The 17,088-nt window shown below is 59.7% G+C and carries 16 protein-coding genes; 12 read left to right on the plus strand and 4 right to left on the minus strand.

Annotated features, from left to right (window positions below; all coding sequences use genetic code 11):
- Nucleotides 1-228 precede the first annotated feature (228 nt).
- The 4 genes from tauA to tauD all read left to right on the plus strand — a co-directional run bounded on the left by tauA (nucleotide 229) and on the right by tauD (nucleotide 3,829).
- Nucleotides 229-1,206, plus strand: a complete 978-nt coding sequence (tauA, locus tag BLU63_RS08680) for a taurine ABC transporter substrate-binding protein (protein WP_077747498.1) — start codon at nucleotides 229-231, stop codon at nucleotides 1,204-1,206.
- 16 nt (nucleotides 1,207-1,222) lie between these two features.
- Entirely contained in the window at nucleotides 1,223-2,017 is a 795-nt protein-coding gene (tauB, locus tag BLU63_RS08685) for a taurine ABC transporter ATP-binding subunit (protein ID WP_083375281.1), read from the plus strand.
- Nucleotides 2,014-2,847, plus strand: coding sequence for a taurine ABC transporter permease TauC (tauC, locus tag BLU63_RS08690; RefSeq protein ID WP_010464786.1), 834 nt, complete (start codon nucleotides 2,014-2,016; stop codon nucleotides 2,845-2,847). Before tauB ends, tauC begins: the two co-directional genes overlap by 4 nt.
- Nucleotides 2,848-2,986: 139 nt before the next feature.
- Complete coding sequence (gene tauD / locus BLU63_RS08695; protein WP_083375282.1) at nucleotides 2,987-3,829, plus strand: taurine dioxygenase; 843 nt, start codon at nucleotides 2,987-2,989, stop codon at nucleotides 3,827-3,829.
- Between the two features lie 144 nt (nucleotides 3,830-3,973).
- Here the strand turns inward: tauD and mgrA are convergent, their stop codons facing one another.
- Complete coding sequence (mgrA, locus tag BLU63_RS08700) at nucleotides 3,974-5,011, minus strand: L-glyceraldehyde 3-phosphate reductase (protein ID WP_083375283.1); 1,038 nt, start codon at nucleotides 5,009-5,011, stop codon at nucleotides 3,974-3,976.
- Nucleotides 5,012-5,174: 163 nt separating this feature from the next.
- Nucleotides 5,175-6,065 carry a LysR family transcriptional regulator gene (locus tag BLU63_RS08705; protein ID WP_083375284.1) on the minus strand — a complete coding sequence of 297 codons (891 nt, stop codon included), beginning with the start codon at nucleotides 6,063-6,065 and terminating at the stop codon, nucleotides 5,175-5,177.
- Between the two features lie 124 nt (nucleotides 6,066-6,189).
- Here BLU63_RS08705 and BLU63_RS08710 point away from each other — a divergent pair, with 124 nt between their 5' ends.
- Together BLU63_RS08710 and BLU63_RS08715 are read left to right on the plus strand one after the other, a co-directional pair.
- Nucleotides 6,190-6,930, plus strand: a complete 741-nt coding sequence (locus tag BLU63_RS08710; protein WP_083375285.1) for an SDR family oxidoreductase — start codon at nucleotides 6,190-6,192, stop codon at nucleotides 6,928-6,930.
- A 63-nt stretch (nucleotides 6,931-6,993) separates the two neighbouring features.
- Nucleotides 6,994-7,254: a hypothetical protein gene (locus BLU63_RS08715; RefSeq protein WP_083375286.1), complete on the plus strand. Its 261-nt coding sequence runs from the start codon at nucleotides 6,994-6,996 to the stop codon at nucleotides 7,252-7,254.
- Between the two features lie 18 nt (nucleotides 7,255-7,272).
- On the opposite strand, the gene betT is transcribed toward BLU63_RS08715, so the two are convergent.
- Together betT and epsC are read right to left on the minus strand one after the other, a co-directional pair.
- A complete protein-coding gene (betT, locus tag BLU63_RS08720) occupies nucleotides 7,273-9,228 on the minus strand; it encodes a choline transporter BetT (RefSeq protein ID WP_167362289.1) in 1,956 nt (651 codons plus the stop codon).
- A gap of 427 nt (nucleotides 9,229-9,655) precedes the next feature.
- Nucleotides 9,656-10,582: a serine O-acetyltransferase EpsC gene (gene epsC / locus BLU63_RS08725; RefSeq protein ID WP_010464798.1), complete on the minus strand. Its 927-nt coding sequence runs from the start codon at nucleotides 10,580-10,582 to the stop codon at nucleotides 9,656-9,658.
- 190 nt (nucleotides 10,583-10,772) lie between these two features.
- Between epsC and BLU63_RS08730 the strand changes: the two genes are divergently transcribed.
- From BLU63_RS08730 to BLU63_RS08755, 6 genes are all read left to right on the plus strand, one after another.
- Complete coding sequence (locus BLU63_RS08730) at nucleotides 10,773-11,771, plus strand: D-cysteine desulfhydrase (RefSeq protein ID WP_010464800.1); 999 nt, start codon at nucleotides 10,773-10,775, stop codon at nucleotides 11,769-11,771.
- 248 nt (nucleotides 11,772-12,019) lie between these two features.
- Nucleotides 12,020-12,820, plus strand: coding sequence for a cystine ABC transporter substrate-binding protein (gene tcyJ / locus BLU63_RS08735; protein ID WP_010464802.1), 801 nt, complete (start codon nucleotides 12,020-12,022; stop codon nucleotides 12,818-12,820).
- Complete coding sequence (gene tcyL, locus BLU63_RS08740) at nucleotides 12,820-13,485, plus strand: cystine ABC transporter permease (RefSeq protein WP_010464804.1); 666 nt, start codon at nucleotides 12,820-12,822, stop codon at nucleotides 13,483-13,485. The genes tcyJ and tcyL overlap by 1 nt, the downstream gene beginning before the upstream one ends.
- Nucleotides 13,486-13,489: 4 nt before the next feature.
- Nucleotides 13,490-14,245 carry an L-cystine ABC transporter ATP-binding protein TcyN gene (gene tcyN / locus BLU63_RS08745; protein WP_010464805.1) on the plus strand — a complete coding sequence of 252 codons (756 nt, stop codon included), beginning with the start codon at nucleotides 13,490-13,492 and terminating at the stop codon, nucleotides 14,243-14,245.
- A 490-nt stretch (nucleotides 14,246-14,735) separates the two neighbouring features.
- A complete protein-coding gene (locus tag BLU63_RS08750) occupies nucleotides 14,736-15,500 on the plus strand; it encodes a hypothetical protein (RefSeq protein ID WP_083375288.1) in 765 nt (254 codons plus the stop codon).
- Between the two features lie 323 nt (nucleotides 15,501-15,823).
- Complete coding sequence (locus tag BLU63_RS08755) at nucleotides 15,824-17,065, plus strand: SfnB family sulfur acquisition oxidoreductase (protein ID WP_083375289.1); 1,242 nt, start codon at nucleotides 15,824-15,826, stop codon at nucleotides 17,063-17,065.
- Nucleotides 17,066-17,088 lie beyond the last annotated feature (23 nt).

Consider the following 17,088-nt stretch of genomic DNA (forward strand, 5'->3'; position numbering starts at 1 on the left):
TCAGACCTTTTCGCGGGCAAGCCTCGCTCCTACAGTTTTGTGTCGGTCCCCATTTGTGACTCGACCCCGAATCTGTAGGAGCGAGGCTTGCCCGCGAAGGCCGCACTGCGGTCTCCCTTAGAATTTTCCGCTCATAAGCTCATTCGAAAAAGTTATTTATTTTCGGATTCTTAGATCATTTAGTCTCCTTTCACGCCGACTCTCGGTCGCCTGACAAGGAGCTTCTCAATGAAACTGAATTTCTCTCTTCGCCTCTTGGCGGCCGCGTCTCTGGCTGCTGCGAGTTTGTTTGCCCAGGCGGCTGACGTGACCGTCGCCTACCAGACCACGGTTGACCCGGCAAAGGTCGCCCAGGCCGACGGCGCTTACGAAAAAGCCACCAACGCCAAGATCGACTGGCGCAAATTCGACAACGGCGCCGACATCATCGCCGCCATCGCTTCCGGCGACGTGCAGATCGGCTACCTCGGTTCCAGCCCCCTGACGGCGGCCATCACCCGCAAAGTCCCGGTAGAAACCTTCCTCATTGCCACCCAGATCGGCGCGGCTGAAGCCCTGGTCGCCCGCGAAGGCTCCGGGATCAAGACTCCGCAAGACCTGATCGGCAAAAAAATCGCCGTGCCGTTCGTTTCCACCGGCCACTACAGCCTGCTGGCGGCGCTCAAGCACTGGAACATCGATCCGTCGAAGGTCACCGTGCTCAACCTCGCTCCGCCCGCCATCATCGCTGCGTGGAAACGCGGTGATATCGACGCCACTTACGTGTGGGACCCAGCCCTCGGAGTCGCCAAGGAAAACGGCAAAGTGCTGATTACCTCCGGCGAGCTGGCCAAGTTCGGCGCTCCGACTTTCGATGCCTGGATCGTGCGTAAGGACTTCGCCGAGAAGCACCCGGAAATCGTCACTGCGTTCGCCAAAGTGACCCTCGACGCCTACGCCGATTACCGCAAAGACCCGAAAGCCTGGCTGGCCAATCAAAGCAACGTGGACAAGCTTGTCAAACTGTCGGGCGCCAAGGCCAGCGACATTCCGTTGTTGCTGCAAGGCAACGTCTTCCCGCTGGCGGCTGACCAAGTGATCACCCTCGGCGCACCGACCACCAAGGCCATTACCGACACCGCCGCCTTCCTCAAGGAACAAGGCAAGGTCGAGGCCGTGCTGCCGGACTACGCCCCTTACGTCAGCGCCAAGTACATCACCAACTGATCGGGAGTTAACTGCGATGGCTTTGCTACAGCTGGAGCGCATCAGCGCACAGTACCCCGGCGCCGCCGAACCGGTACTGGCGGATATTTCCCTGAGCCTGGGCCCCCAGCAGTTGCTGGTAGCCCTCGGCCCGTCCGGCAGTGGCAAGACTTCGCTGTTGAACTTGATTGCCGGTTTCGTCGAACCCAGCGCCGGGCGCATCACCCTTGACGGCGTGCCGGTCAAAGGCCCGAGCGCCGAACGCGGCGTGGTGTTTCAGGACGACGCCTTGCTGCCCTGGCAGAATGTGCTGGCCAACGTCGGTTTTGGCCTGGAGCTGGCCGGCATTGCGCGGGAAAAACGTGAACTGCGCGCTCAGGAAATGCTCGCACTGGTGGACCTTTCCGGCTTCGAAAGTCGCCGCATCTGGCAGCTCTCGGGTGGCCAGAAGCAACGTGTCGGCCTGGCCCGCGCGCTGGCCGCCGACCCGCGCGTTTTGCTGATGGACGAACCCTTCGGCGCCCTCGACGCCTTCACCCGCGAACAGATGCAGGAGCTGCTGCTGCAAGTCTGGCAGCGCACCGCCAAACCGGTTTTCCTGATTACCCACGACATCGAAGAAGCGGTGTTCCTCGCCACGGACCTGATTCTGCTGGCGCCTGATCCGGGACAAATCGTCGAGCGCCTGAGCCTGGATTTCGGTCAGCGGTATGCGGCCGGTGAGTCCGCTCGCTCGATCAAGTCCGACCCGCGCTTCATCGAAACTCGCGAACACGTACTCGCCAAAGTGTTCTCCCAACGCAGCACCGCCCAGCGGCAGGAGCGCGCATGAGCAGCTATCAAATTCCCGCCGTCGCGGTTAAACCGGGTTCCACGGACATCCCGTCACGTCGCAGCCTCAGCACTCGGTGGATCAGCGTGCTGACGCTGGTGGCGCTGGTTGTCATTTGGTGGGCCGTCACCGCCACAGGGATGATCGAACCGCTGTTCCTGCCACCACCGTCCGCCGTGCTGCAAAAGGGCTGGCTGCTGGTGACCAGCGGCTACATGGATTCAACGTTGTGGCAGCACTTGGGGGCCAGTCTCAGCCGTATCGGTCTGGGCCTTGGTTTCGCGGTGCTGACCGCCGTGCCCATCGGCATCGCCATCGGCCATAACCGCATCGCCCGCGGCGTGCTCGATCCGTTGATCGAATTCTACCGGCCGATTCCACCGCTGGCTTACCTGCCGCTGATCGTGATCTGGTGCGGCATCGGTGAGCTGTCGAAAGTCTTGCTGATCTACCTGGCGATTTTCGCCCCGATTGCCATCGCCACTGCAACTGGCGTGCGCACGGTTGACCCGGCCAAACTGCGCGCCGCGCAGTCGCTGGGTGCGACCCGGGCGCAATTGATTCGCCATGTGATTCTGCCGAGCGCCTTGCCGGATATTTTGACTGGCGTGCGCATCGGCCTCGGTGTGGGTTGGTCGACGCTGGTTGCCGCCGAATTGATCGCCGCCACCAGCGGTTTGGGTTTTATGGTGCAGTCGGCCGCGCAATTCCTGGTCACCGATGTGGTGGTGCTGGGAATTCTGGTGATTGCCTTGATCGCGTTTGCCATGGAAATGGGCCTGCGCGCCCTGCAACGCAAACTGGTGCCGTGGCACGGCCAGGCCCACTGAGTTTTTTGGGATCTTAATGTGGGAGCGAGCCTGCTCGCGATGGCGGTGTATCAGCCACCACCCTGTCGTCTGACTCTCCGCTATCGCGAGCAGGCTCACTCCTACAAAAGCTCGGCACCCCGGATTAAAGAGAATCACCATGAGCAACCTGACCATCGTCCCCCTCAGCTCGGCCCTCGGCGCCCAAATCAGCGGCATCGACGTCAGCCAGCCACTGAATCAGGAACAGCGCGACGCCATCGAGCAAGCGCTGCTCAAGCATCAAGTGCTGTTCTTCCGCGACCAGCCGATCACGCCGCAACAGCAGGCGCGATTCGCTGCGAATTTTGGCGATCTGCACATCCATCCGATCTACCCGAATGTGCCGGAACAGCCCGAAGTGCTGATCCTCGATACCGCCGTCACCGACGTGCGCGACAACGCAATCTGGCACACCGACGTGACCTTCCTGCCCACCCCGGCCATGGGCGCGGTGCTGAGTGCCAAGCTGTTGCCTGAATTTGGTGGCGACACGCTGTGGGCCAGTGGCATTGCGGCGTATGAAGCGTTGTCCGCGCCGATGAAAAGTTTGCTCGAAGGCCTGACGGCCACTCACGATTTCACCCGCTCGTTCCCCCAGGAACGTTATGGCAACACGCCTGAAGCACTGGCCCAGTGGGAAGAAGCACGCAGAAAGAATCCGCCGCTGTCGCACCCGGTGATCCGCACACACCCGGTGAGCGGGCGCCGCTCGTTGTTCGTCAATGAAGGCTTCACGTCGAAGATCAATGAGCTGTCGGACGCCGAGAGCGAAGCGATTTTGAAATTTCTGTTTGCTCACGCAACGCGGCCGGAATTTACGATTCGCTGGCGTTGGCAGAAAGATGACGTGGCGTTCTGGGATAACCGCGTGACACAGCATTACGCCGTGGATGACTACCGGCCGGCGCGGCGGGTGATGCAGCGGGCGACGGTGTTGGGGGATGTGCCTTTCTTTCGGTGAGCCCTGAGTTCTTTACTGCCTGTTCTGGCCCCATCGCGAGCAGGCTCGCTCCCACAGCGGATTTGTGTCAGGCACGGCCCCTGTGGGAGCGAGCCTGCTCGCGAAGAGGCACGAACAGGCTCAGGAAGACCCGCCGCCGAACACTTATTCAGCCGTCGAAGGTTTCTCCCAAAGATTGATCCCGCCTTCCTGGGCAAACCGGTCAATTTCCGCCAGTTCTTCCGCGCTGAAACTCAAATTCTCCAACGCTGCGACGTTCTCGATAATCTGCTCCGGCCGGCTCGCACCGATCAGTGCCGAGGTCACGCGCGGATCGCGCAGCGTCCATGCCAACGCCAGTTGTGCCAGGCTCTGACCGCGACGCTTGGCGATTTCGTTGAGCCCGCGCACGTGGGCGATGTTGGCTTCGGACAGATGAGATTCCTGCAAAGAACCACCGCCCGGGCGATTGACCCGCGCATCCTTCGGAATGCCATTGAGGTACTTGTCGGTCAACAAGCCCTGCGCCAATGGCGTGAACGCAATCACGCCAGTGCCGAGTTCGTCGGTGACGTCCAGCAGATCCTTTTCAACCCAGCGATTGAGCAGGTTGTAGGCTGGTTGGTGAATCAGCAACGGTACTTTCCACTCTTTCAGCAGCGCCGCCATCTCACGGGTTTTCACCCCGGAATAGGACGAGATGCCGATGTACAGCGCCTTGCCCTGCTGCACGGCGGTGGCCAACGCACTGGCAGTTTCTTCCAGCGGCGTGTCCGGGTCGAAGCGATGGGAATAGAAGATGTCCACGTAGTCCAGGCCCAGGCGTTGCAGGCTCTGGTCGAGGCTGGCCAGCACGTATTTACGTGAACCGCCGCCCTGGCCATAAGGGCCGGGCCACATGTCCCAACCGGCCTTGCTTGAAATGATCAACTCGTCGCGGTACTGCTTGAAGTCTTCACGCAGCAAACGACCGAAGTTGATCTCGGCGCTGCCATACGGCGGGCCATAGTTGTTGGCCAGGTCGAAGTGGTTGATGCCCAGGTCGAAGGCGGTGCGCAACAGCGAGCGCTGAGTGTCGATCGGCGTGCTGTCACCGAAGTTGTGCCACAGCCCCAGGGACAGCGCCGGCAGCACCAGACCGCTGCGGCCTACGCGGCGGTAAGGGATAGAGTCGTAGCGGTTTTCGGCAGCGGTGTAAGTCATCGAATCCTCTCTTGTCTGTCTTGAAGTTGGTATCGACTGCTTCGCAAGTTGCCCAGCATACGCCCAGACAAACGCCGATAAACCTCGGACTCGAGAAAAAGCTGAAACGTTTCACAGATGATCGTTCCGACGCGGAGCGTGGGAACGATCAAGAACAGCAAGGTCAAACAGCGCCCGTAAACAGCTCCCCCAACCAATCCACAAACACCCGAACCCGTGGGGACATGTGTCGGTTTTGGGGGTACAGCACCGAAACCGGCATTGACGGTGGCGGCGTGTCGATGAGGACTTCTTGCACCAGGCCTTGGGAAATCTGCGCCTCCATACGGTAATGCGGACACTGGATCAGGCCGAGCCCGGCAATTGCCGACGCCGCGTAGATTTCCGCGCCGAACACTGAAACCGCGCCTTCGATAGCGACTTCTTTCAGCTCGCCATCGACCATGAAATCGAAGGGGAACAACTTGGCGGTGGTGCGCGAGACGTAGTTCACCGCGCGATGGTGTTTCAGGTCTTCAAGGCTTTTCGGTTCACCGTATTGACGCAGGTAGGCGGGGCTGGCGCAGGTGATCTGGCGCAGGCTGGCGATACGTTTTCCGATCAGCGCCGAATCACTCAAGGTGCCGGCGCGCAGCACGCAGTCGACGCCTTCAGCGATCAGGTCGACAAAACGGTCGGCTTCGCTGATGGACAACTCGATGTCCGGGTAACGCTCCATGAATTGTGGCAATGCCGGGATCACAAAATGCCTGGCCAGGGTGCCATGCAAGTCGACGCGCAAGCGGCCTTTGGGTGCGCAACCGCGAAACGCCAGTTCGGCTTCTTCAAGTTCCGCCAGCAAGTGCACACAACGCTGATAGTAGGCCTCGCCGTCCAGCGTCGGACGCACTCTGCGGGTGCTGCGTTCCAACAAGCGCGTACCGAGCCACGCTTCAAACTGATTCAGCGTATGGGTCAGCGTCGCCCGTGGCAGATTCAGGTCCTCGGCGGCCAGCGTGAAGCTGCTGCGCTCGTAGATCCGCACGAAAACCTTCATTGCTTTGACTTGATCCACGCTCGGCTCCTGCTCCTCGATTGTTGGCGATTATTGAACAGTCAAGGCAACTCTCGTGCATTTATCGGCTTCGGTAAACATGTGAATCTGGCTTCACCCCAACAAACACCTTCAAAGGTTCGCCATGACTACTCAAACTTCGAAAGTTGCCCTCGTGACCGGCGCCTCCCGTGGCATCGGTGCCGTGATCGCCAGACAACTGGCCAGCGAAGGGTTCGCCGTCGCCATCAACTACGCCAGCAGCGCCATCGAAGCCTCAAAACGGGTGGTGGAGTTGCGTCAGGCTGGCCATCAAGCCATAGCGATCAAGGCCGATGTGGCCAATGCCGACGACGTACGCCGGATGTTCGACGAGACCGAAACGCAGCTGGGCAAGGTCGATGTGCTGATCAACAACGCCGGCATTCTCAAAGTGATGCCGCTGGCGCAACACACAGACGAACTGTTCGACCAGACCTTCAACATCCATGCGCGCGGCACCTTCAACACCTTGCGTGAGGCGGCGACGCGTCTGAACAGCGGCGGGCGGATCGTCAACTTTTCCAGCAGCACCGTCGGGCTCAACCTGCCGGGGTACGCGGTGTACATCGCCAGCAAAGCGGCCGTGGAATCCCTGACCCAGGTATTCGCCAAAGAAATGCGCGGGCGCAACATCACCGTCAACGCAGTCGCCCCCGGGCCGGTAGCGACCGAATTGTTTTTGCACGGCAAGAGCGAAGAGCAGATCCAGACCTTCGCCAAGATGCCTCCGCTGGAGCGTCTCGGTCAGCCGGAGGACATTGCTCGTGTGGTGTCGTTTCTGGTCGGGCCGGATTCGGCTTGGGTCAATGGGCAGATTCTGCGGGTGAATGGTGGATTGGTTTAAGCTGGTTTGCAGGCAGGCCAGACGCCTTCGCGGGCAGCACACATCTAAAGGACGGAATGCATCATGCACACCACGATCATCATCACCTTCGGCCTGATCCTGCTGGCGTTGATGCTGTTCATCGGCGAGAAAATCGGCTTCAGCCGCGAGACCCTGACCTACAGTTTTGTGGTCCTGTGGCTGGCCCTGACACTGATCAACGGCGCGGTCGGCATGGTCAATGCCGGCCAGCCGTTGAGCACGGAACTGGTCGTTGGCAGCGCCGTGTTCGGTGTACCGGTGGCGGCGCTGGTGCTGTTCATGGTGTTGACCACCGAAACGTGAACAGCACCGCCACTACGTTCAACGCACCAAGTGCAAGAACTGCAAATGCCGTTCGTACTGATCAAGGATGTCGTTGATGATCTGCTCCTTGGTGTAACCCACCAGATCGTAGTCCTGGCTGCCCTCGCTCAAATGCACTTCGGCCCGGTAATAACGGCGGTTGTTGAGTTCCTTGGAACCCATGCCACCACGGGCAAACGATGGCGTGAAGTAGCCACGCATCTGCACCTGATAGATAAACGGATGCTCTTCGCCGTGTCCGATTTCCAGGCTGACGTTGTCGTTGGCCGGGTCGGGCTGAGTGACCACGTTCAATCCTTTCTCGACGAACACGGCGCTCACTTCTTCGATCGCCGGGCGCACCGTGGTGTCGAGGAAGCGATAGACCTCATCGCGAGACGGGAAATGCACGGCCTGGGTCAAGCGCTGACGCCAACCGCCCCTCCGCGAGCCGGACACCGGCGCCAGGGAATGCAGCTGCGCGATCTGCTTCTGCGACTCCAGAAAGAACGCCTTGTGCAGCCCCCACATCATCAGCAGCAAGATCATCGAGAACGGCAACGACGTCAGCACCACCGCTGACTTCAGCGCATCGATGCTGCCGGAGAACAGCAACGCACTGGTCACCAGCGCGGTCATCGCGCCCCAGAACACTCGCAGCCATTTCGGTCCGTCTTCATCCGGGTTGCCGCCCTTGGCGGAGAGCGTCGACAGCACCACGGTGCCGGAGTCGGCCGAGGTGACGAAGAACACGAAGCTGATGAACACCGTCACCGCGATGACGGTTTTGCTCCACGGGTAGGTTTCCAGCAGCAGGTAGAGGGTCATCGACGGATTGTCGACGGCCGACATGCCGAGTGCGGTCATGCCGTGGTTCAGGACCTGGTCGATGGCACTGTTGCCGAAGATCGACATCCACGCCAGGGTGAAACCGAGCGGAATCAGCAACACGCCGAAGACGAATTCGCGAATGGTACGGCCACGGGAGATCCGGGCGATGAACAGGCCCACGAACGGCGACCACGCAATCCACCAGGCCCAATAGAACACGGTCCAGCCCCCCAGCCAGTCGCTGGGTTTGTCGTAGGCGTACAGGTCGAAACTCTTCATCGGCAACGCGCCGAGGTAGTCGCCGATGTTCTGGATCAGGGTGTTGAGCAAATGCTGCGTAGGACCGGCGAACAACACGAACAGCAACAGCGCACAGGCCAGCAGCATGTTGATGTCGGACATCACCCGCACGCCTTTATCGACGCCGGACACCGCGACGATGATCGCCGCGCCCATCATCAACGTGATCAGGCCGACCTGAATCCACTGGGTGTGAGCGATGCCGAACAGGTAGTCCAGGCCCGAGTTGAGGTGCAACACGCCAAAGCCCATGTCGGCGCCGAGGCCGAACACCGTGGCGATGATGCCGAAGCCGTCCACGGCGTAACCGATCGGGCCGTTGATGCGCTTGCCAATCAGCGGATAAAGCGCCGAACGCAAGGCCAGCGGCAGGTTGTGGCGGTAGGCGAAGTAGGCCAGCGCCATGCCGACAAAGGCGAACACGCCCCAGCCGTGCAGGCCCCAGTGCAGAAACAGAATCTGCATCGCCTGACGCGCCGCATCCGCCGTGCCGGCCTCGCCTTGCGGTGGTTGGGCCAAGTGAGTGAGCGGTTCGGACACGCAAAAGAAGAACAGCGTGATGCTGATCCCGGCGGCGAACAGCATGCCGGCCCAGGACAGGTAACTGAATTCGGGCTCGTCGTGGTCGGCACCGAGCTTGATCTTGCCGTAGCCAGACAAGGCGGTGACCACCACGAAGACCAGATACAGCGTCATCGCGAGCATGTAATACCAGCCGACCGTATTGGCCGCCCAGTTTTGCGCTTCCAGCAGCCAGGCGCCGGCCTGTTCAGGCATGGCAATGACGACGATGCCGAACAGCAGAATGAAGGTCGCCGCGAAATAAAACACCGGCGGATTCATGCGGACCTGGCCGCTTGGAGGGAGGGACGATGCACTCATGAAAGGTGCACCTCAAGGGGGTGAAACAGGGCAATCAATAACGGACTCGGCAAGGCAAGCCTCCTGTTGTGAACGGGCAGCAAACCGGCGGTTTAACTTGAATGAGCGTTCAAGTTAAACATGAATAGGGTGCTAAGGACTAATCGCAGGGCTCGGCGGTACGTTCTGTACGCTAGCTCAAGGATGGGTATGACGTGGGATTTGGGGGATTCGTTCAGCGGGAAATTAGCTATTTGCCATGATTACCGTTCGCCTTGAAATCCATTCGCGAGCAGGCTCGCTCCCACAGGGAAATGTGTCGTTCAAAAATCTGTGGTCCAACACCTATCCACTGTGGGAGCGAGCCTGCTCGCGATGAGGCCGGTGCAATCAGCTGAAATTTCGAAGCTTACTTCTGCGTCCCGTCATCATGCTGCAAATTCGCCTGCGTCAGGTTGCACCCCGGCGGTACGCTACGGGTCAGCCAGACGTTGCCGCCAATGGTCGAGCCCTTGCCAATGGTGATCCGCCCCAGAATCGTCGCGCCGGCATAGATCACCACATCATCTTCAACGATCGGATGCCGCGGATGGCCCTTTTGCAACTGGCCGTCCTCATCCGACGGGAAGCGCTTGGCGCCCAACGTCACGGCTTGATAAATCCGCACGCGTTCACCAATGATCGCCGTCTCGCCGATCACCACACCCGTCCCGTGATCAATAAAGAAGCTGCGACCGATCTGCGCCCCAGGATGGATGTCGATACCGGTGGCCGAGTGGGCGATTTCTGCGCTGATCCGCGCCAGCAGCGGCAGCCCCGAGCGGTACAAATGGTGCGCCAGGCGATGGTGGATTACCGCCAGAATCCCGGGATAGCACAACAGCACTTCATCGACGCTACGAGCTGCCGGGTCACCGTGATAGGCCGCCAGCACATCGGTGTCCAGCAAGCTGCGCAGCCCCGGCAACGCGAGGGCGAAATCCTGAATGATCGCAATAGTCTTGGCCTCCACTTCGGTGTCAGCTTCGGCGCTGTGACGAGCGGCGTAACGCAGTTCGAGTCGTGCCTGCGCCAGCAACGCGTTCAACGCGACGTCCAGCGTGTGCCCGACGTAGAAGTCTTCACTCTCCTCACGCAAATCCACCGGTCCCAGACGCATCGGAAACAAGGCACCGCACAGCGCTTCCAGTATCTCCGCCATGGCGGCCCGGGAAGGCAATTCGCGACCGCCCTGCTCGCCGCTGACTCGGCCGTTTTGTGCGCGCCACTGGTCCCGCGCAGTACGCAGTTGACTGACGATGGTCTGCAATTGCCAATGGCTGGAACGCTCGCTCACGGTAAAAACTCCTCACGGGCGGCCGGAGTATCTGGCCGCGTTGTCGGCGATTACTTTACGGCAAGGTCTGGAGGCCGAATTAAGAACCAATTGTGCTGTGTTCAGTTCTTTTGGCTATAAGCGATTGACGGTTGCCCATGCATATAGCCGTGCCTATAGTCCTGACATCTTCCTTGGCCAGTACGGACCCATGATCAAACAACAGCTTGCCCGCTTTAACCGCCTCGACCTCCTCGGCCACCCTACCGCGCTTGAAAAACTCGAACGGCTGTCGACCTGGCTCGGCCGTGATCTGTACGTCAAACGCGATGACCTGACACCGCTGGCCATGGGCGGCAACAAGCTGCGCAAACTCGAATACCTGGCGGCCGATGCCTTGGCCCAGGGCGCCGACACGTTGATCACCGCGGGTGCGCTTCAGTCCAACCACGTGCGCCAGACTGCCGCCATTGCGGCCAAGCTTGGCCTGGGCTGCGTCGCGCTGCTGGAAAATCCATTGGGCACCGACGACGCCAACTACCTGGGCAACGGCAATCGGCTGCTGCTCGACCTGTTCGATGCCAAGGTCGAGCTGGTGGAAAACCTCGACAATGCCGACGAGCAACTGCAAGCCTTGGCCGACCGTTTACGCAATAACGGCAAGAAACCGTATCTGGTGCCAATTGGTGGCTCCAATGCGCTGGGCGCTTTGGGTTATGTGCGCGCCGGGCTGGAACTGGCCGCACAGATCAAGGACACCGGCCTGCAATTTGCCGCCGTGGTCCTGGCCTCGGGCAGTGCCGGGACCCACAGTGGTCTGGCGCTGGCACTGAGTGAAGTACTGCCGGATTTGCCAGTGATTGGTGTCACGGTTTCCCGTAGCGATGAAGATCAGCGCCCGAAAGTCCAGGGCCTGGCCGAGCGCACTGCCGAGTTGCTGGGCGTGAGCCTGCCGGCGGGTTTCAAGATCGAACTGTGGGACGAATATTTTGGCCCGCGGTATGGCGAGCCGAATGCCGGGACGCTGGCGGCGGTGAAGCTGGTGGCGAGTCAGGAAGGGTTGCTGCTGGACCCGGTTTACACCGGTAAGGCCATGGCCGGGTTGCTGGATGGCATCGGTCGTCAACGGTTCAACGATGGCCCGATCATTTTCCTGCATACCGGCGGGGCACCAGCGTTGTTTGCCTACAAGGACTCGCTGACCAGTTGAAGTACTCCTGTGGCGAGGGACCAAGCTCCCTCGCCACAGGGAATCGCGTGCATCTCATATGAAATAAAAGAATAACAAACACTATATTTATTATTTTCCTATCTAAAAGCACCATCATATAGTCACGCCGCAGGCGAATTTGCAGCGAGACGCATACGCTGCTTTAGGGCAGGATATTGCAGTCGTCCAAATCCCGATTTTGCCAACATTCCTAAAAGCGTCTTCATAAGAAAACACAGGGGCTTGTCATGAATTTTTCCGCACTACGTCGAAATCTGCTGGTCGGTTCGCTGGGCCTGGCGCTGAGCGCCGGTCTGCTGGGGCAAGCGGTTGCCGGTGAGCAGCTGCAAAAAATCAAGGACGCGGGCGTGATCAACGTCGGTCTGGAAGGCACTTACCCACCGTTCAGCTTCGTTGACGCCGACGGCAAACTGGCCGGTTTCGAAGTCGAGTTCTCCGAAGCCCTGGCCAAAGAACTGGGCGTGAAGGTCAAACTGCAACCGACCAAATGGGACGGCATCCTCGCGGCGCTGGAATCCAAACGTCTGGACGCAGTGATCAACCAGGTGACCATCTCCGAAGAGCGCAAGAAGAAGTATGACTTCTCCGAGCCGTACACCGTTTCCGGGATTCAGGCGCTGGTGCTGACCAAGAAGGCCGCGGAGCTGAACATCAAGTCTGCCGCCGATCTGGCCGGCAAGAAAGTCGGCGTAGGCCTGGGCACCAACTACGAGCAGTGGCTCAAAGACAATCAGCCAAAAGCCATCATCAAGACCTATGACGATGATCCGACCAAGTTCCAGGACCTGCGCGTCGGCCGCATCGACGCCATTCTGATCGACCGTCTGGCCGCCCTGGAATACGCCAAAAAAGCCAAGGACACCACCGCCGCCGGCGAAGCGTTCTCCCGCCAGGAAGCCGGTATTGCCCTGCGCAAAGGCGAGCCTGAGTTGCTGGCTGCGGTGAACAAAGCCATCGACAAGCTGCGTGCCGACGGTACGCTGAAAAAGCTTTCGGAAAAATACTTCAGCGCTGACGTCACTCAATAATGGAAGAAGCTTTTCAACTCGCACTGGACTCCCTGCCTTTCCTGCTCAAGGGGGCCTACTACACGGTCATCTTGAGCCTGGGCGGGATGTTCTTCGGCCTCATGCTGGGCTTCGGCCTGGCACTGATGCGCCTGTCGCGCTTCAAGCTGGTCAGCTGGATCGCCCGCATCTACGTGTCGTTCTTTCGCGGCACGCCGTTGCTGGTGCAACTGTTCGTGATCTATTACGGCTTGCCGCAATTGGGCATGGAACTCGATCCGCTGCCGGCGGCCCTGATCGGCTTCTCGCTGAACATGGCCGCTTACGCCTGTGAAATCCTGCGCTCCGCGATCAGCTCCATCGAGCGCGGTCAGTGGGAAGCTGCCGCCAGCATCGGCATGACCCGTGCGCAAACCCTTCGCCGGGCCATTATCCCGCAAGCGATGCGCACCGCATTACCGCCGCTGGGCAACAGCTTCATTTCGCTGGTCAAGGACACCGCGCTGGCCGCCACCATCCAGGTGCCGGAACTGTTCCGCCAGGCGCAGCTGATCACAGCACGCACCTTCGAAGTGTTCACCATGTACCTTGCCGCCGCGCTGATCTACTGGATTCTGGCCACGGTGCTCTCGCACCTGCAGAACAAGTTGGAAGAGCGGGTCAATCGGCACGACCAGGAGTCCTGACCCAATGATTGTCGTGGAAAAACTGACAAAGCAGTTCAAGGGTCAAGTGGTGCTCAACGGCATCGATCTGGAAGTGAAGGAAGGTGAGGTCGTCGCGATCATCGGGCCTAGCGGCTCGGGTAAAACCACCTTCCTGCGATGCCTGAATTTTCTGGAAGAACCCACCAGCGGCCGGATCAAGGTCGGTGACATCGAGATCGATGGCAGCCGCCCGTTGAACCAGCAGCAGAACCTGGTGCGGCGCTTGCGTCAGCATGTCGGTTTCGTGTTCCAGAACTTCAACCTGTTCCCCCATCGCACCGCCCTGGAAAACGTCATCGAAGGCCCGATCATCGTGAAGAAGATCCCGCACGCCGACGCCGTTGCCCTGGGTAAAAAGCTATTGGCCAGGGTTGGCCTGGCGGGCAAGGAAGACGCTTACCCGCGACGCCTTTCCGGTGGTCAGCAGCAGCGTGTGGCGATTGCCCGTGCACTGGCGATGGAGCCGGAAGTGATCCTGTTCGATGAACCCACCTCAGCGCTTGATCCAGAGCTGGTGGGTGAAGTGCTGGCGACCATCCGCAGCCTGGCCGAAGAGAAGCGCACCATGGTGATCGTTACCCACGAAATGGGCTTTGCCCGGGACGTGGCCAACCGTGTGGTGTTTTTCGACAAGGGTGTGATCGTCGAGCAAGGCGAAGCCAAGGCGTTGTTTGCCAACCCGAAAGAAGAACGGACGAAGCAGTTTCTCAGCAAGTTCCTGAATAACACCAACCCTTAATATCGCTTCACCATTTGTCAACTTCCATGGATGGAAGTGACAACTTACCCCGCCACCCACATCGCTCGATTCTCTCTTCTCGTTCATTCGAACAATAGATCAATTTTTACAACTGCATGCGGTACATATATATGTTCTGCAACAGATTCAACGCGCCTAAAATCCGCCAGATCCAGTGCCATCAATGAGCACACCGTCGCCGCCACCCACGCCCGAAAATCAATAAATACGCGGCGAAATTCGACAGAGCGGTGCGGCATATTAACTTCAAGGCGTAGGATTTTTCTGAATAGCACTGAATACCCTACTTAACTAGTCAGTTCTATTGACACCTATTCAGGCGCACTCTTATCTAGTCCCCAGCAGGCGTCAACCATCGTTAAAAACCATTATTGAAACTTGCAAATAGTGAACAACTTTGTTGCTCGGTAATACACGCCTTTTGATTTTTCAGAAACGGACTTCGCTGCAAGGCGTCAAGGAGAAACCCATGACAAGCAACTCGAATAAATCCGGACTTGCGGCCCCTACCCTGGCGCAATCCCACAAGACTGGCATCAATGTCACTTCGGCGGCCCATCTGCTGATCGATGTGGCGCCCTACCCCGGCATGGACGAAGGCGACCTGATCGAACTGTTCTGGGACAACTGCTACGTCGCCTCCCGCGTCCTCATGGCCGACGATGTCGGCGAAGTCGTCAGTCTGCGTGTGCCGCAAAGCTTCATTGCCAATGGCTCCTCCTGCATTCACTACCGCGTCATGCAAGTCGGACAGGGGCCGGCGCTGTCGCTCGCCACACGGGTACAGATCAAGCTCGATTGCCCGGGCGGTCAGCCACTCACGCTGTGCGGCCACGAAAACGAGCACCTGGCGCCAGTGGGCATCCCCGAAACCATTCGCCGTCAGGGGGTCAATCCGAACCAGATCAAGCGGGGCGTGCCGTTGACCATCGAGCCTTACCTGAACATGGCCGTCGACGATGAAATCACCCTGCGCTGGGGTGATGTGCGCATGGACCTGCCGCAGCTCAAGGCCGACGAGGTGGGCCAGCCGGTTCAGGTCTGGGTGCCGCCGGCGATCATTCTCGAAGCCGGCGAAGACCTTCGGCTGGAGGTGACTTACTGCATCCTCGATCGCGTGGGCAACAACTCCGGGTGGGCACCACCGCGCTGGCTCAAGATCGGTTGCAACAATCCCTATCTGAAAGTGCCGTTCAAAGAGCAATTGAAAGCCGCCGAAACGCGCAAAAAGTAAAAACACCGCCGTCCCTGTAGGAGCGAGGCTTGCCCGCGAAGGCTGTGCGTCAGCCAACATCAAAGGTGCCCGACACTCCGCCTTCGCGGGCAAGCCTCGCTCCTACAGGGGAAGCACCACCCTTCTATGCATATTCCTAAAAGTTAGTTTATTATTTTTTTATACATGTTTAGGGTATATACACCGGACCACCGGACATTCTTGATTTTCGTTCGCCGCAACCCTCGCGGCGACTCCATGAGATGTGAGGTAGGTATGGTCCGGAACACAATCACCCCAGTGCAGATCGCCAGGGCATTGCGTGCAGCCAAGGAGCGGCACTGATGTCCAGACTGGCAGATGCAATCGTTCAGAGTGATCTGGACATCGCCCCCCTGTTGTTGCCCGCGCAGGTCCTGCGCAACGACGCACAAGCCATCAAGGCCGCCCATGAGCTGGCGCAAGTCGCCCGCCTGCAAGCGGCCAAACGTGACCGGCAGCGCAAATTGCCATGGTCGCAAATCGAACAGTTCACCCGCAGCGGCCTGGGCAGCATTTCCATTGCGCGCGAGTACGGTGGCCCGCAGGTTTCGTTCGTCACCCTGGCCGAGGTTTTCGCGATCATTTCTGCGGCGGACCCGGCACTGGGACAGATCCCGCAGAACCAGTTCGGCATCCTGCACCTGGTATTCGGCAGCGCCACCGAGGCGCAAAAAAAACAGCTGTTCAAAAGCGTGCTCGAAGGCTGGCGCATCGGCAATGCCGGGCCGGAGCGCGGCACCAAAAACACCCTCGAACTCAAAGCACGAATCACCGCTGACGGGGATGGTTTTGTCATCAGCGGGCAGAAGTTTTACTCCACCGGCGCACTGTTCGCCCATTGGGTGGCGGTCAAGGCGCTGAACGACGACGGCAAGCAAGTGTTGGCCTTCGTCCGTCGCGGCACACCGGGCCTGCGCATTGTGGATGACTGGTCAGGCTTCGGTCAGCGCACCACCGCCAGCGGCACCATTTTGCTCAACAACGTGCGGGTCGACGCCGAGCTGGTGGTAGACAACTGGAAGATCAACGACAGCCCGAACATCCAGGGTGCCGTGTCGCAACTGATTCAAGCGGCCATTGACGCCGGTATCGCTCGCGGTGCCATCGACGACGCCATCGAGTTCGTGAAAACCCGTGCCCGTCCGTGGATCGACGCCAAGGTCGAGCGGGCCAGCGACGACCTCTACGTCATCGCCGATATCGGCAAGTTGAAAATTGAACTGCACGCCGCCGAGGCACTGCTGCGCAAGGCCGGGCAAGTACTCGATGAGGTCAGCGCCACGCCACTCACTGCCGAGTCCGCCGCGCGCGCGTCGATTGCCGTCGCTGAAGCAAAAGTGCTGACCACCGAGATCTCGCTGCTCGCCAGCGAAAAACTCTTCGAACTGGCCGGCAGCCGCGCGACCCTCGCCGAATTCAACCTCGACCGCCACTGGCGCAACGCCCGCGTGCACACGCTGCACGACCCGGTGCGCTGGAAATACCACGCCATCGGCAGCTATCACCTGAACGGCACGCTGCCCGCTCGCCACTCCTGGATTTAACGACCAGATCTCTGGAGAAACAC

The organism is Pseudomonas mandelii (assembly GCF_900106065.1).
GTDB classification, from domain to species: domain Bacteria; phylum Pseudomonadota; class Gammaproteobacteria; order Pseudomonadales; family Pseudomonadaceae; genus Aquipseudomonas; species Aquipseudomonas mandelii.